This is a genomic window from Streptomyces sp. NPDC051315, assembly GCF_044455165.1.
Lineage (GTDB): Bacteria > Actinomycetota > Actinomycetes > Streptomycetales > Streptomycetaceae > Streptomyces.
Genome location: NZ_JBITEN010000014.1, coordinates 143916 through 158515, shown reverse-complemented (window position 1 = coordinate 158515; position 14600 = coordinate 143916). Strand labels below are relative to the sequence as shown.

Below are 14600 nucleotides of genomic sequence, written 5' to 3'. Positions count from 1 at the left end.
GCGTGGCACTGGTGCGGTTCGAGGCGCGGGCGGCGCATCCGGCACTGCCCGCCGGGACCGTACGGCTGCCGACGGCGTCCGCACCGAGCCGACCCGCCGGAACCGCGGCCTCACGACGCCAGGTGCCCAACGCATGGCAAGGGGCCCGTTCCTGATATCAGGAACGGGCCCCTGTGCTGCGTGGACCTGAGGGGATTTGAACCCCTGGCCCCCTCGATGCGAACGAGGTGCGCTACCGGACTGCGCCACAGGCCCTTGCAACGAGTGAAACTCTAGCACCCCCATCGGGCTGCTTGGAAATCCGTTCCCCGGGCTCCCACCAGGGCCCCGGCCGGCGCGGGACCGCTCACTCGTTGGCGGCCCGCGGACGCTCCCCGTCCTCGTACTGGTCGAACAACGGGGTACGGCCCCGCTCCCGGGACCGCCGGGCCGACGCGGCGCGGCGGGCGTCACTGCGCTCGTCGCCCTCGGCCCCGGTCGCCTCGCCCGGCTCCTCGCCCGCCCCGCCGGTGCCGGCGTCGCCGTCCCGGTCCCGGGCGCCGTCCGTCGTCTCCTGCTCCGGGGCGACCGAGCTCGACCGGGCCGAGCTCCAGGTGTCGGGCGCGCCGAGGTCCACATCGGCCGTGGCCCGGGGTGCGACCGGCGCGGTGACGTACGTCGGCAGCGGCACCGGCACCGGGTCCCAGCTCTCACCGTGTCCCGGACGCCGCTGCCGCTCGCGCTGCTGGTCGATCCACTCCGCGTGGTCGGTCTGCTCGACGAGCGCCCTGCGGTCCGCGGCGAGGGCCAGCAGACCGGGGTCGGTCTCCGGTTCGGGGCTCTCGTGCGGCTCCTCTGCGCCGGCGTCGGGGCCGCCGTCGGCCGACGACGACGCCGAGGCCCGCCGACGCGGTTGGCGCTCCCGCAGCCGCTGCGCGGCGACCTCGGCGCGTCTGCGGTCCATCTGGTAGGCGAAGCGGCGGCGCTCCTGGGAGCGCAGGTACGCGATGTACGCGCTGAGCAGGACGGCGGGCACACCGGGCGCCCACAGGAACGCGAGCCCACCGACGGCGGCGACGATCGCGCCCAGCGTGAACGCGAGGAACAGCATCACGGTGGTGCGCCTGCGGCGCGCGAGCACCTTCGTGCGCCGGGCGCGCGCGGCGGCCGCCTGCTCGGAGGCGGCGATGGACGCGGGCGTGGCGGCGGGGGCGGGAGTGGGGACGGCGGACGTGCGCCGCGCGTCGGGCACGCGCGGGTGCGCCGACGGGCCCGCCGATGCGTGCGCGGGCTGGGGCGCCTGATCGCGCACCGGCCTGCCGCCCTGCTCCCGCGCGCCCCTGGCCGCCTGTTCGCGCTCCGGATCACGCGCCGCCTCCGGGCGCTCCGGTTCGCGTTCCTCTTCGTGCTCCCGGACCGTCGCCTTGGCGTGCGGATGGTCCGGGGGCATGGCGAAGGCCCGGACGTCCACCGATGCGGTGACGGCGTCCGGGGCGCCGGCGTCGGGCTCCCCCTCCTCGGCGGAGCGCGCCCGCAGGTCCTTGGCGTACCGGCGCTCCATCCCCGCCCGTCCGGACAGCAACCGGATGGCGGTGCTGAAGCGTTCCGTCGGACGGGCCTCGTTCAGCTCGTCCTGCCTACGGAGCCACATCGGCACCAAGTAGGCGGCCCAGGCCCCGACAATGACTGCGTAGATGAGGCCGCTGCTGCTCACAACTCACACGGTAGAGGGGTTTGCGTGAGGCCATCCGCCAATTGGGCCGGTGTGTCGCACGATCTGGCTGATATTTCGAGCTTTTTTTGTGACCGACGCGATCAGCAGGTCACGTAAGTCACGAATTCACGGCCTTCGGAAGGCACCGGACAGTCATCACCCGATCATTTCGAACACTTATTCAATTTCCAGGCCGGTTTCCGGGCCGGTGGGATTCCTCCGGGGTGTTCTGCGGGTCACGCGGCCCGCCGCGAGCCCGCGTCCGCCGCCAGCGGCTCAGCAGGCCCTCGGGCACTTCCTCCGCGGTGAGCGCGAAGACGAGGTGGTCGCGCCAGGCTCCGTCGATGTGGAGATAACGCGGCCGCATCCCCTCCTCACGGAATCCGAGTTTCTCCACGACCCGGCGGCTGGGCCCGTTCTCGGGCCGAATGCAGACCTCGATGCGGTGCAGCCCGACGGTCCGGAAACAGTGGTCGACGACGAGCGCCACGGCCGTCGGCATCACTCCGCGGCCGGCCACCGCCTCGTCCACCCAGTAGCCGACGTGCCCCGAGCACATGGACCCCCAGGTGATCCCGGCGACCGTCACCTGCCCGACGAGCCGCCCCTGGTACTCGATGACGAACGGCAGCATCCGCCCCGCGTTCGCCTCGGAGCGCAAGTGCCGGACCATCTGGCGGTAGGTCGGCCGGTGCGCGATCGGCCCGCTCGGCGCGGGCGGCGGGATCGTCGCCTCCCAGGGACGCAGCCAGTCCCGGTTGCGCCGGTTCACCTCGCGCCACGCCCGCTGGTCGCGCAGCTTTATCGGCCGCAGGACGACATCGCCCTCCGCGAGTTCCACCGGCCAGGACGGGCTGTTCAGCTCGCACCCCCCGTACTGGCACCGGGTCTGGGGTGGTCGCCGCCGCGCAGCTGGTCGACGGCGTGCACCAGCAGGGGTTCCAGGACGGCCAGGCCGTCCTTCACCCCGCCGGCGGAGCCCGGCAGATTGACGATCAGCGTCCCCCGCGCCACTCCGGCCAGGCCCCGGGAGAGCGCCGCGGTCGGCACCTTCTCGCGGCCGAAGGCCCGGACGGCCTCCGCGATGCCCGGCACCTCGTACTCGATCACCGCGCGGGTCGCCTCGGGCGTGCGGTCGGTGGGCGAGATCCCGGTGCCGCCGGTGGTGACGACGACGTCGTAGCCGGCGTCCACGGCGGCGCGCAGGGCGGCCTCGACGGGATCACCGTCCGGGACGATCTGCGGGCCGTCGACCGCGAACCCGAACCCTCTGAGGCCGTCGGCGACCAGCGGGCCGCCCTTGTCCTCGTAGATCCCGGCGGCGGCCCGGTTGGACGCGGTGACGACCAGCGCGCTGTACGGCGCGAGCAGCGCCCCGCCGATCGACGCGTCACGTGTCATGCCCGGCTCCAGTCGCCCGACTTGCCGCCCGTCTTCTCCTCGACCCGCACGTCCGTGATGACCGCCTTCTTGTCGACCGCCTTCACCATGTCGATCACGGTGAGCGCGGCGACGGAGACCGCGGTGAGGGCCTCCATCTCGACGCCCGTGCGGTCCGTCGTCTTCACGGTGGCGCTGATCTCCACGGCGTCGTCCGCGACCGACAGGTCCAGTTTCACACCGGAGACCGCCAGGGGGTGACACAGCGGGATGAGGTCCGGGGTGCGTTTGGCGCCCATGATGCCCGCGATCCGTGCGGTGGCCAGCGCGTCGCCCTTGGGGACTCCCTCGCCACGCAGCAGCTCGACCACGCGGGGCGAGACGAGGACGCGTCCACTCGCACGCGCGGTGCGCGCGGTCACGTCCTTGCCGGATACGTCGACCATACGGGCGGCGCCCGCGTCGTCGATGTGCGTCAGTCGGTCCTGCGTACTCATGCTCGTGTGCCGCTCCCGGTCCGGGCCCGCGCGGTGCGGCGCACGGGCCTGTTGTGCGCGACACGGTACCCCCAAGTCGGGGCGCCGGGCGGACCCGGATCGGCCTGCGGACGGGCTCGCGCGCGGACTCAGCCGAGCAGGACGACCTCGACCTCGGTGCCCGGCTCGACGGACTCCACGTCCTCGGGGACGACGATCAGCGCGTCGGCGTGCGCGAGGGCGGCGATCAGGTGCGAGCCGGCGCCGCCGACCGGGCGCACGGTGCCCTCGGCGTACGCGGCGCGCAGGAACTGCCGGCGCCCCTTCGGCGAGGTCAACGCCTTGTCCGCGGTCAGCGTCGCGCGCGTGGTGGGCCGGTGGACGTCCTCGAGGCCCATCAGGGTGCGGATCGCGGGCCGCACGAACAGCTCGAAGGAGACGTACGACGACACCGGGTTGCCGGGCAGGGCCAGCAGGGGGGTGTGGTCGGGGCCGATGGAGCCGAAGCCCTGGGGTTTGCCCGGCTGCATGGCGATCCGGCGGAACTCGACCCCGCTGCCCGCCTCGTCCTCGTCCCCGACGTGCGACAACGCCTCCTTGACGACGTCGTACGCCCCGACGCTGACGCCGCCCGTGGTGACGACCAGGTCGGCGCGGACGAGCTGGTCCTCGATGGTGGAGCGGAGGGTCTCGGCGTCGTCGGCGACCGCGCCGACCCGGTAGGCGATGGCTCCGGCGTCCCGCGCGGCCGCGGTGAGGGCGAAGCTGTTGGAGTCGTAGATCTGGCCGCCGCCCAGCTCGTTGCCGGGCTGGACGAGCTCGCTGCCGGTGGACAGGACGACCACCCGCGGACGCGGATGTACCCGGACCGTGCCGCGTCCGATCGCGGCGAGCAGGGCGATCTGCGGCGCACCGAGGACCGTCCCCGCCTCGAGGGCGCGGTCGCCGGCCTTCACGTCGCTGCCCTTCGCGCGTACGTGCGCGCGTGCCTCGGCGGGCCGGTGCACGCGCACGTGCCCCGTGGACTGCTCCGGGGCGAGGCTGCGGGCGCGCATCGCGTCGACCGGTCCCTCGCCGAGCCCTCCGTCGGTCCACTCCACGGGGACGACGGCCTCGGCGCCCGGCGGCAGCGGGGCGCCGGTCATGATGCGGGCGGCCTGTCCCGGCCCCACCTGGAGCAGGTCGGCGGCCTGTCCGGCCGCCACGTCCCCGACGACCTCCAGGACCGCCGGGAACTCCTCGCTCGCGCCCGCGACATCCGCGACCCGCACCGCGTACCCGTCCATGGAGCTGTTGTCGAACGGCGGCAGCGAGACCGGCACCGTGACGTCCTCGACCAGGACGCAGCCCTGGGCGTCGGGCAGTTGCAGCTCGATGGGTTCCAGGGGGCGGACGGTGGCGAGGATGTCCTCCAGGTGCTCCTCCACCGACCAGAGGTGGTCCTGGTCGGCGGGGCGGGGCGCGGCGGTGCTCAAAGTTGCTGCATCTCCTCGGTGACGTAACTGCGGAGCCAGGACCGGAAGTCCGGACCCAGATCTTCACGTTCGCACGCGAGTCTGACAATGGCACGCAGATAGTCGCCTCGGTCGCCGGTGTCATAGCGGCGGCCCTTGAAGACGACGCCGTGCACCGGGCCGCCGACCTTCTCGTCCTGCGCGAGCTGCTGGAGGGCATCGGTGAGCTGGATCTCGCCGCCCCGGCCCGGCTCGGTCTGGCGCAGCACGCCGAAGACGCTGGGGTCGAGGACGTAGCGTCCGATGATGGCGTAGCTCGACGGGGCGTCCGCCGGGTCCGGCTTCTCCACCAGGCCGGTCACCTGGACCACGTCACTGTCCGCGGTGCCCTCGACGGCCGCGCAGCCGTAGAGGTGGATCTGCTCGGGGGCGACCTCCATGAGCGCGACGACGCTGCCGCCGTGCTGCTCCTGGACCTCGATCATCCGCCGCAGCAGCGGGTCGCGCGGGTCGATCAGGTCGTCGCCCAGCAGGACGGCGAACGGCTCCTGCCCGACGTGCGGGGCCGCGCACAGGACGGCGTGGCCGAGGCCCTTGGGGTCGCCCTGTCGCACGTAGTGCATGGTCGCGAGGTCGCTGGACTGCTGGACCTTGGCGAGCCGCTGGGCGTCGCCCTTCTTCTGCAGTGCCGACTCGAGCTCGTAGTTGCGGTCGAAGTGGTCCTCGAGGGGACGCTTGTTGCGGCCCGTGACCATGAGGACGTCGTCGAGACCCGCGGAGACGGCCTCCTCGACCACGTACTGGATCGCGGGCTTGTCCACGACCGGCAGCATCTCCTTGGGAGTGGCCTTGGTCGCCGGCAGGAACCGGGTGCCGAGGCCGGCCGCTGGGATGACAGCCTTGCTGATCCTGGGGTGCGACTGAGTCATGTCGGCAACCTTATCCGGTGGGTTTGTGAGGAATCTGTAGCTCCGGTTAATTCGTGATCATATGAACGTATTGGAATAGTGCGGGGAGCGACACATGAGCCACCTCAAAGGCGGACCAGAGCCTGACAAACATATGTTGCGGCGAGAGCTCCTCGCGGTGAGAAACAGGTTGACGACGGATGACGTGCGCGAGGCGGCCACCGCCCTGGCACAGCACGCCCTGGAACTGCCGGAGTTGGCCGGCGCGCGGACAGTCGCGGCATACGTCTCGGTGGGGAGTGAGCCCGGGACGCTCGCGCTGCTGGACGCGCTGCGCGAGCGGGGTGCGCGCGTCCTGCTCCCCGCGCTGCTGCCCGACAACGATCTCGACTGGGGCGCCTACGCCGGTGAGGGCTCCCTCGCGCGGATCCAACACGCCGGGCGGATGGCCCTCTTCGAGCCCGTGGGCGAGCGTCTGGGCCCCGACGCCGTGACGGACTCCGACGTGGTCCTGCTGCCGGGCCTCGCGGTCGACAGGCGCGGCATGCGTCTCGGGCGCGGCGGCGGCTCGTACGACCGTGTCCTTGCGCGGCTGGAACGCGCCGGCGCGCGCCCCACCCTGGTGGTGCTGCTGTACGACGCCGAGATCGTCGGGCGGGTCCCGCGGGAGGCGCACGACCGGCCGGTGCACGCGGTGGTGACGCCGTCGGGGGTGCGCCGCTTCACCTGACCGGCGGAGCGGGCCTCATGCGAAGGGGGCCCTCCACGCGCGCGTGGAGGGCCCCCTTCGCATGACTCACGGCTTGAGCACGAGCGTGTCGCTGGTGCTCTTGTCGACCGCCTTCCGCGAGAAGGACCAGTCGATCAGCTCGCCCTTGGCCCACTTTTCCGTCTGATCGGTGTAGTGGGCGCTGAAGGCGTGCCCGGAGGCACCGGTGAGGTTGATCCACTTCGACTTGTCGAGGTCGTCGAGGTTGACGACCATCCGCATCGACGGCACCCACACGACGTCGTAGCCGCCGGCCGCGTTCCAGCCGGTCGCGCTGACCGCCGCCTCACCGCCGCCGAGCTTCCAGGGGCCGCGGTTGAGGAGGTACTGGAGGAAGCCGGGGCCGCTGGTGCCCAGGGTCTGGTTCTTCAGGAACAGGCGGTGCAGCCGGCCCCAGCTCCAGGTGTCGATGTCCTTGCCGAGCTTGGCGGTCAGCTCCCAGCGCGCGTCGATCATGGCGCGCTCGAACAGCTTGTCGCGGTTGTGGGCGGCGCCGGGGCGGGTGCCCCTCTCGGGCGTCGTCCACCAGTCGCTGTCCGGCTTCTCCATGAGGTTGCGCACGACCTCGAACCAGCGGTCGCCACCGTCCGGCTGCGCCTGGTCGGCGTCGCGCTGGCCGCACTCGCGGACCTTGCCGGTGTCGTCGACGGGTCCGGTGCTGTTGACCGGGTCGACCCACAGGCACTGGCCCTTGACCCGCAGTTCCTTGGGCAGCTTGTTGCCGAAGGCCAGCTTGAGGATGTTGCGCCACACCGCGTTGAAGTAGGCGGCCGCGGCCGAGTCGGCGTCCTGGGTGTAGTCCCAGCCGCGCAGCAGGTCCTGCGCCTCGCGCACGTCCGGGTCGTCCAGGTTCAGCGCCAGCAGCTTGGGCACGAGCAGCCGTGCGATCTGGCTGTCGCTGTCGAGCTGCATCTGGCGCATGTCGTCGGTGGAGATCTTGCCGCCGCCCTTGATCTTCAGCTTGATCAGGTCGGTGATGCGCTGGCTGCGGGTGCCGTAGCCCCAGTCCGTGGTGAGCGTGTACGGGTAGTCGTCCGGGTCGACCACGGCCTGGTTGGCGGTGACGATGTAGCCGCGCTCCGGGTCGTACTCGTAGGGCAGCTCGTCGAAGTCGATGTAGCCGGTCCACGCGTACTTCGACAGCCAGCCCGGCGCCGGGACCGAGCCGTCGAGGCCCTTCGCGCGCGTGGGGATCTTCCCGGGCAGCTGGTAGCCGATGTGGTTCTCGGTGTCCGCGTAGACCAGGTTCTGCGAGGGCACGTCGAAGAGCTCGGCCGCGGCCCGGAAGTCGTCCCAGTCGGCCGCCCTGTTCATGGCGAAGACGGCGTCCATGGTGGTGCCGGGCTCCAGCGCGGTCCACTTCAGCGCGACGGCGTAGCCGTCACCGCGGTCGGGGGCGGGCTCCTCGACGGTCGCCTTCTTGCCGACCTTCACCAGTTCGTCGTCGCGGTCGGACAGCAGGGGCATCCCGTCGGCGGTCTGCCGGACGACGATCTTCTTGGCCGCGCCGCCGGCGACCTTGATGGTCTCCTCGCGCGTGGTGAAGGGCCGCACCTTGTCGTCGTACACGTAGCCGTCGCCGGAGAGCTTCTCCAGGTACAGGTCGGTGACGTCGACGCCGGAGTTGGTCATGCCCCAGGAGATCTTCTGGTTGTGGCCGATTATGACGCCGGGCATGCCGGCGAAGGTGTAGCCCGAGACGTCGTACTGGCACTTGCTGGAGACCGTGCGGCAGTGCAGGCCCATCTGGTACCAGACGGACGGCAGCGAGGCCGACAGGTGCGGGTCGTTGGCCAGCAGCGGCTTGCCGGTGATCGTGTGGCCGCCGGCGACGACCCAGGAGTTGGAGCCGATGCCGTTGCCGTTCACGCCGACGGCCGTGGGCAGGTCGTCCAGGACGTCGTAGAGGCCCGAGAGCTGGCTCTGCAGGGCCGAGCCGTCGGCGTCCGTGGAGGTGCCGGTGCCGTCCTCGGTGTCGCCCGTGGAGGTGCCGGTGCCGTCCTCGGAGGTGCCGGTGCCGTCCTCCGCGCCGCCCGTGGAGGTGTCGCCCGAGTCGCCCGAGTCACCGCTCTGCTCGAACGCCTCGGTGATCTCGTCGTACCGGCCGTCCTGGACGATCGGCTGGTTGCGGTCGTACGGGTACGCGGGGTAGAGCTCCTTGATCTGCTGCGGGCCGAGGCGGCTGGTCATCAGGGCCCGGTCGATCTCGTCCTGCATGTTGCCGCGCAGGTCCCAGGCCATCGCCTTCAGCCACGAGACCGAGTCGACCGGAGTCCACTGGGCGGGCTTGTAGTCGTTGGTGAAGCCGAGGGCCGCGTACTCCAGGGAGATGTCCTCGGCGCCCTTGCCCGCGAGGTAGGCGTTGACTCCCTTGGCGTACGCCTGGAGGTACTTCTTCGTCGCGGGAGACAGCTTGGTTTCGTACTCCTGCTCGGCGACGCGGTCCCAGCCCAGGGTGCGCAGGAACTCGTCGTTGTCGACCTGGCTCTTGCCGAACATCTCCGACAGGCGCCCGGAGGTCATGTGCCGGCGCACGTCCATCTCGTAGAACCGGTCCTGCGCCTGGACGTAGCCCTGCGCCATGAACAGGTCCTCGTCGGAGGAGGCGTAGATCTGCGGGATGCCGTAGCCGTCCCGCTTCACGTCGACCGGCCCGGACAGGCCGTCCAGCGTGATCGAACCCTTGGTCTGCGGGAAGGAGGCGCGGACGGTGCTGATGGTCCAGTAGCCGCCGTAGGCGATGCCACCGATGATGGCCAGCACCAGTACGAGCACGATCAGACGGGCTTTGCGCCCCTTCTTCCTGCCGGACTTGCCGGGCTTGTCACCCGTTGTGGCGGTGGTGTTGGGGGGCATCGCTGTCCTTGCTGTCCTAACGCGAGCGGCAGGCGGTCCTGGAGTGCTGGAGCAACCATAGGCGCAGGGGTCCGCGGCACTTGACGCGGAGTCGGCAATCAGCACGGAAGAACGTTCGATCATGCCCCGGCGAACGTCAAGAAATCGTCAAGAGTTAGGTAAGGTAACGAAGTAGTTGGGTGCGGGACGCGCCGCTTCGTGTCCCATGTACCCGTGCACCCGCGCGCGCGGAGCGTGCGCCAGGAAAGGGAACGGCCGCTGACTGTCCACCATCTCAACCAGCTTCTGCTCGTCTGCTCGCTCGTCCTGCTCGTCGCCGTCGCAGCGGTCCGGATCTCCTCGCGCAGCGGGCTCCCCAGCCTGCTCGTGTACCTGGGCATCGGCGTCCTCATGGGCCAGGACGGCATCGGCGACATCCACTTCGACAACGCCGAACTGACCCAGGTCATCGGATACGCGGCCCTGGTCGTGATCCTGGCCGAGGGCGGCCTGGGCACGAAGTGGAAGGAGATCAGACCGGCCCTCCCGGCCGCCTCCCTGCTGGCGCTGGCCGGGGTCGCGGTGAGCGTCGGGGTCACCGCGGCGGGCGCGCACTACCTGGTCGGGCTGGAGTGGCGGCAGGCGCTCATCGTCGGCGCGGTGGTGTCCTCGACGGACGCGGCGGCGGTCTTCTCCGTCCTGCGCAAGATCCCCCTCCCCTCGCGCGTGATGGGCACCCTGGAGGCCGAGTCCGGCTTCAACGACGCACCCGTGGTCATCCTGGTCGTCTCCTTCTCCGCCATGGGTCCCGTCGAGCACTGGTACGTGCTGCTGGGCGAGATCGCGCTGGAGCTGGCCATCGGCGCCGCCGTCGGGCTCGCGGTGGGCTGGCTGGGCTCCTGGGGTCTGCGCCACGTCGCGCTGCCCGCCTCCGGCCTCTACCCCATCGCCGTCATGGCGATCGCGGTCACGGCGTACGCGGCGGGCGCGATGGCGCACGGCAGCGGCTTCCTGGCCGTCTACCTGGCGTCCATGGTCATGGGCAACGCCAAGCTGCCGCACTGGCCCGCCACGCGCGGGTTCGCCGACGGGCTCGGCTGGATCGCCCAGATCGGCATGTTCGTCCTGCTCGGCCTGCTGGTCACCCCGCACGAACTGGCCGACGACGTGTGGCCCGCGCTCGTCATCGGACTCGTGCTGACCATGGTGGCGCGCCCGCTCAGCGTCGTGCTCTGCCTGACGCCGTTCCGGGTGCCGTGGCAGGAGCAGACCCTGATGTCCTGGGCCGGGCTGCGCGGCGCCGTGCCCATCATCCTGGCCACGATCCCCATGGTGGAGGGCGTCGAGGCCAGCCGCCGCATCTTCAACATCGTCTTCATCCTGGTCGTCGCCTACACCCTGATCCAGGGACCGACGCTGCCCTGGCTGGCCCGCAAGCTCCACCTGGGCGAGGACGCCGAGGCCGCCGACCTCGGTATCGAGTCGGCACCCCTGGAGCGGCTGCGCGGACACCTGCTGTCGGTCACGATCCCCGAGAACTCGAAGATGCACGGCGTCGAGGTGCACGAGTTGCGCCTGCCCGCCGGCGCCGCCGTCACCCTCGTCGTGCGCGAGGGCACCTCGTTCGTGCCGCTGCCCACGACGGTGCTGCGGCGCGGCGACGAACTCCTCGTCGTCGCCACCGACCCGGTCCGTGACGCGGCCGAACGCCGGCTGCGCGCCGTCGGACGCGGCGGCAAGCTGGCCGGCTGGCTGGGCATGAACGGCCACGGGCGTTGAGCGCATGGGCGTTAAGTACATGTTTCCTATCGTTCACACGGCCTTCATTCACAGGCGGCCGGCATTGTGGTGCTCGTTTTCACAGGCACAGCGGGTGGTGATCCCTGTACGATGAAGGCGCACGTTGATCGAACCAACTCTGCCTGACGCAGAGCTGGCGCGACCGTATGGCGGCCGCGACGCCCCCCTCAGTGGGCGCCGGTATCTACCGCAGTACGCGCAAGAGGACAGCTCTCGGCGCCCCCGGACGACGCACCAAGGGGCCGCGCTACCAGGCGGCGGAAAGGCACGGGCCGTGGCGTCCACGGTCACCTCCGAGCCGACGCAGGACTCGTCGGCATCCTCCCGCCCGGGATACGGGCAACTGCTGCGCACCCGGGGCGCGTGGACGTTCCTGCTGCCCGGCTTCGCCGCGCGCCAGCCGTTCGCGATGCTCACCCTCTCGATCGTGCTGCTCGTGCAGCACACCACCGGCTCCTACGGAGCGGCCGGCGCCGCCGCGGCCGTCACCGGCGTCTCCATGGCGCTGTGCGCGCCCTACAGCGGACGCCTCGCGGACCGCTACGGGCAGCGCGCGGTGCTGGTCCCCGGCGTGCTCCTGCACGCGCTGTCGGGCCTCACCCTGACGGCGCTCGCGCTGGCCGACGCCCCACTGTGGGCGCTGTTCGCGGCGGCCGTGCCCACCGGCGCCTCGGTGCCGCAGATCGGGCCGATGGTGCGCGCCCGCTGGGGCGTGGCCCTCAAGGGCTCGCCCCTGATGACCACCGCGGCGGCCTTCGAGTCCGTCACCGACGAGCTGACCTTCGTCGTGGGCCCGCTGCTGGCGACCGCCCTGTGCACCACCGTGAACCCGGCCGCCGGCCTGGTGACCGAGGCCTCGCTGACCCTGCTCGGTGGCCTGCTGTTCGCGGCGCAGAAGAGCACTCAGCCCTCGGTCGCCGCCGACGGGCACGCGCGCGTACGGCACGCCTCGGCCCTGCGCGTGCCCGGCGTGCGCGTGCTGATCGTGACGTTCCTGGGCATCGGTTCCGTCTTCGGCGGCATGCAGGTGTCGCTGGCCGCGTTCACCGAGTCGATCGGCGAGCCGGGCCTGAACGGCGTCCTGTACGGGACCTTCGCCGCGGGCAACATGGTCTCCGGCCTGGTCTGCGGCGCCATCGCATGGAAGGCGGCCCCGCAGCACCGCCTCGTCGTCGGGTACGCCGCGCTGGCGCTCACGGCCTCCGGACTGTGGGCCGCCCACTCGGTGCCCGTCCTGGCCGGTCTCGGCCTGCTGGTCGGCATGTGCATCGCACCCGCGCTGATCACCGGCTACACGCTGGTCGACAGCCTGGTCCCGGCCGGGGCGCGCACCGAGGCGTTCACCTGGCTGACCGGCGCGGTGGCACTCGGCCAGGCGGCGGCCGTCACGGTCGCCGGACAGCTGGAGGACCGCTTCTGGGGCGGCGCCGGGTTCCTGGTGCCGATGGGCGGCACGATGCTGGCCCTGGCGACCCTGCTGGCGCTCCGTTCACGGCTGGCGACGCGGCCCCGGGGCCGTACGGTCGCACGTGGCGTCGGTCACCGCGTGCCGGTGGCAGTGGACTGACGCTCCGGAATACGTCAGTATGGATCGTCGTTAGCACTCATTGAGTGAGAGTGCCAGGAGGAAGACAGTGCCGACCTACCAGTACCAGTGCACCGAGTGCGGCGAGGGCCTCGAGGCGGTGCAGAAGTTCACCGACGACGCCCTGACCGAGTGCCCCAGCTGCGGTGGCCGCCTCAAGAAGGTGTTCTCCGCGGTCGGCATCGTCTTCAAGGGTTCCGGCTTCTACCGCAACGACAGCCGCGGCTCCTCGTCGAGCAGCTCGCCGGCGTCGTCGTCGACGTCCTCGTCGACCTCCGGCTCGTCGACCTCCGGCTCGTCGACCTCCTCGGACAAGAAGTCGTCGAGCTCCAGCACCTCCGCCGGCACCTCCGCCGCGTAAGGCCTTCACCCGGGACCCTGGCGTCGTACGACGTCGGGGTCTTCGGCGTCTGCGTGTCGCTGGGTGCTCGGCGTTCGCGTAGGGTCGGCGTTCGCGTGGGGTCGGCGGTTCGCGCGGGGCCCGTCGGGATCTGCCGCGTGCTCGGCGTTCGCGCCTGTGCCGGGGCCGTGTCCTGGGCGTTCGCGAGGGCGGGACCGGGCGTGTTCGATTCCGGCTACTGTGCTGGGCATGGCGAACGCAGAGATCGGCGTAATCGGCGGCTCGGGCTTCTACTCGTTCCTCGACGACGTGACCGAGATCCAGGTGGACACCCCGTACGGACCGCCCAGCGACTCCCTCTTCCTCGGCGAGATCGCCGGCCGGCGGGTCGCCTTCCTGCCCCGGCACGGACGCGGCCACCATCTGCCGCCCCACCGCATCAACTACCGGGCCAACCTCTGGGCCCTGCGCTCGGTCGGGGTGCGCCAGGTCCTCGGCCCGTGCGCGGTGGGCGGCCTGCGCCCCGAATACGGGCCCGGCACACTGCTCGTGCCGGATCAACTGGTCGACCGGACGAAGTCACGGATCGGCACGTACTTCGACGGGCTGCCGCTGCCCGACGGTTCGTTGCCCAACGTGGTGCACGTGTCGCTGGCCGACCCCTACTGCCCCGCCGGACGCTCGGCGGCGCTGAAGGCGGCGCGCGGCCGGGACTGGGAGCCTGTGGACGGCGGGACGCTGGTCGTGATCGAGGGGCCGCGGTTCTCGACCCGCGCGGAATCGCTGTGGCACCAGGCGCAGGGCTGGTCGGTGGTGGGCATGACCGGCCACCCGGAGGCGGCGCTCGCCCGTGAACTCGAGCTCTGCTACACGTCGTTGACGCTGGTCACCGACCTGGACGCGGGCGCCGAGACCGGCGAGGGCGTCTCGCACGAGGAGGTGCTGCGGGTGTTCGCGGCCAACGTCGACCGGATGCGGGGCGTGCTGTTCGACGCGGTGGCCGCACTGCCGGCGGCGGACGAACGGGACTGCCTGTGCATGAACGCGCTGGGCGGGATGGATCCGGGGTTCGTCCTGCCGTAGGGGGTTCTGGGGTTCTGGGGTTCTGGGAGTCCTGGGATTCTGGGAGTTCCAGGGCTCTGGGAGTTCCAGGGCTCTGGGAGTTCCAGGGCTCTGGGAGTTCCAGGGCTCTGGGAGTTATGCGGTTCTTGGAGTTCCACGGCTCTGGGAGTCCTGCGGTTCTGGAGGTCTGAGAGGTCCGGGGTTCTGGGAGGTCCGGGCTTCTGGGGTTCTGGGAGGTCCGGGGTTCCGAGGGTGGAACTCATCGTTCGGGTGAGGGAGTTTTCCACAACCTGTTGGT

Annotated in this window: 12 protein-coding genes and 1 tRNA gene; 5 read left to right on the top strand and 8 right to left on the bottom strand. The window is 71.3% G+C overall.

All coding sequences use genetic code 11. The features are described 5' to 3' along the window. Positions 1 to 181 precede the first annotated feature (181 nt). The 7 genes from ACIBBD_RS25910 to galU form a co-directional block, all read right to left on the bottom strand. Positions 182 to 255: transfer RNA gene (locus tag ACIBBD_RS25910), tRNA-Ala, on the bottom strand. A gap of 91 nt (positions 256 to 346) precedes the next feature. After that, positions 347 to 1693 (bottom strand): gephyrin-like molybdotransferase receptor GlpR, encoded by a 1347-nt coding sequence (gene glpR / locus ACIBBD_RS25905; RefSeq protein WP_399421927.1) that lies wholly within the window; start codon positions 1691 to 1693, stop codon positions 347 to 349. Positions 1694 to 1874: 181 nt separating this feature from the next. Continuing rightward, positions 1875 to 2534: a GNAT family N-acetyltransferase gene (locus ACIBBD_RS25900; protein ID WP_399421926.1), complete on the bottom strand. Its 660-nt coding sequence runs from the start codon at positions 2532 to 2534 to the stop codon at positions 1875 to 1877. A gap of 17 nt (positions 2535 to 2551) precedes the next feature. Then, positions 2552 to 3094, bottom strand: coding sequence for a molybdenum cofactor biosynthesis protein B (locus ACIBBD_RS25895; protein ID WP_399421925.1), 543 nt, complete (start codon positions 3092 to 3094; stop codon positions 2552 to 2554). Continuing rightward, positions 3091 to 3570: a cyclic pyranopterin monophosphate synthase MoaC gene (gene moaC / locus ACIBBD_RS25890; protein WP_399421924.1), complete on the bottom strand. Its 480-nt coding sequence runs from the start codon at positions 3568 to 3570 to the stop codon at positions 3091 to 3093. Before moaC ends, ACIBBD_RS25895 begins: the two co-directional genes overlap by 4 nt. 128 nt (positions 3571 to 3698) lie before the next feature. Then, positions 3699 to 5024 carry a gephyrin-like molybdotransferase Glp gene (gene glp, locus ACIBBD_RS25885; RefSeq protein ID WP_399421923.1) on the bottom strand — a complete coding sequence of 442 codons (1326 nt, stop codon included), beginning with the start codon at positions 5022 to 5024 and terminating at the stop codon, positions 3699 to 3701. After that, the gene (gene galU, locus ACIBBD_RS25880; RefSeq protein WP_399421922.1) at positions 5021 to 5932 is read right to left on the bottom strand and encodes a UTP--glucose-1-phosphate uridylyltransferase GalU; all 912 of its coding nucleotides are present in this window, start codon (positions 5930 to 5932) and stop codon (positions 5021 to 5023) included. Before galU ends, glp begins: the two co-directional genes overlap by 4 nt. 94 nt (positions 5933 to 6026) lie before the next feature. On the opposite strand from galU, the gene ACIBBD_RS25875 reads away from it, so the two are divergent. Further along, entirely contained in the window at positions 6027 to 6641 is a 615-nt protein-coding gene (locus ACIBBD_RS25875) for a 5-formyltetrahydrofolate cyclo-ligase (protein WP_399421921.1), read from the top strand. Between the two features lie 66 nt (positions 6642 to 6707). On the opposite strand, the gene ACIBBD_RS25870 is transcribed toward ACIBBD_RS25875, so the two are convergent. Next, positions 6708 to 9536, bottom strand: coding sequence for a penicillin acylase family protein (locus ACIBBD_RS25870; RefSeq protein ID WP_399421920.1), 2829 nt, complete (start codon positions 9534 to 9536; stop codon positions 6708 to 6710). Between the two features lie 198 nt (positions 9537 to 9734). Between ACIBBD_RS25870 and ACIBBD_RS25865 the strand changes: the two genes are divergently transcribed. From ACIBBD_RS25865 to ACIBBD_RS25850, 4 genes are all read left to right on the top strand, one after another. Continuing rightward, a complete protein-coding gene (locus tag ACIBBD_RS25865; protein WP_399421919.1) occupies positions 9735 to 11294 on the top strand; it encodes a potassium/proton antiporter in 1560 nt (519 codons plus the stop codon). 295 nt (positions 11295 to 11589) lie between these two features. Further along, positions 11590 to 12882 (top strand): MFS transporter, encoded by a 1293-nt coding sequence (locus ACIBBD_RS25860; RefSeq protein WP_399421918.1) that lies wholly within the window; start codon positions 11590 to 11592, stop codon positions 12880 to 12882. A 67-nt stretch (positions 12883 to 12949) separates the two neighbouring features. Next, on the top strand, positions 12950 to 13261 hold the full coding sequence (locus ACIBBD_RS25855) for an FmdB family zinc ribbon protein (RefSeq protein ID WP_399421917.1): 312 nt from the start codon (positions 12950 to 12952) through the stop codon (positions 13259 to 13261). Positions 13262 to 13489: 228 nt separating this feature from the next. Further along, on the top strand, positions 13490 to 14323 hold the full coding sequence (locus tag ACIBBD_RS25850) for an S-methyl-5'-thioadenosine phosphorylase (RefSeq protein WP_399421916.1): 834 nt from the start codon (positions 13490 to 13492) through the stop codon (positions 14321 to 14323). Positions 14324 to 14600 lie beyond the last annotated feature (277 nt).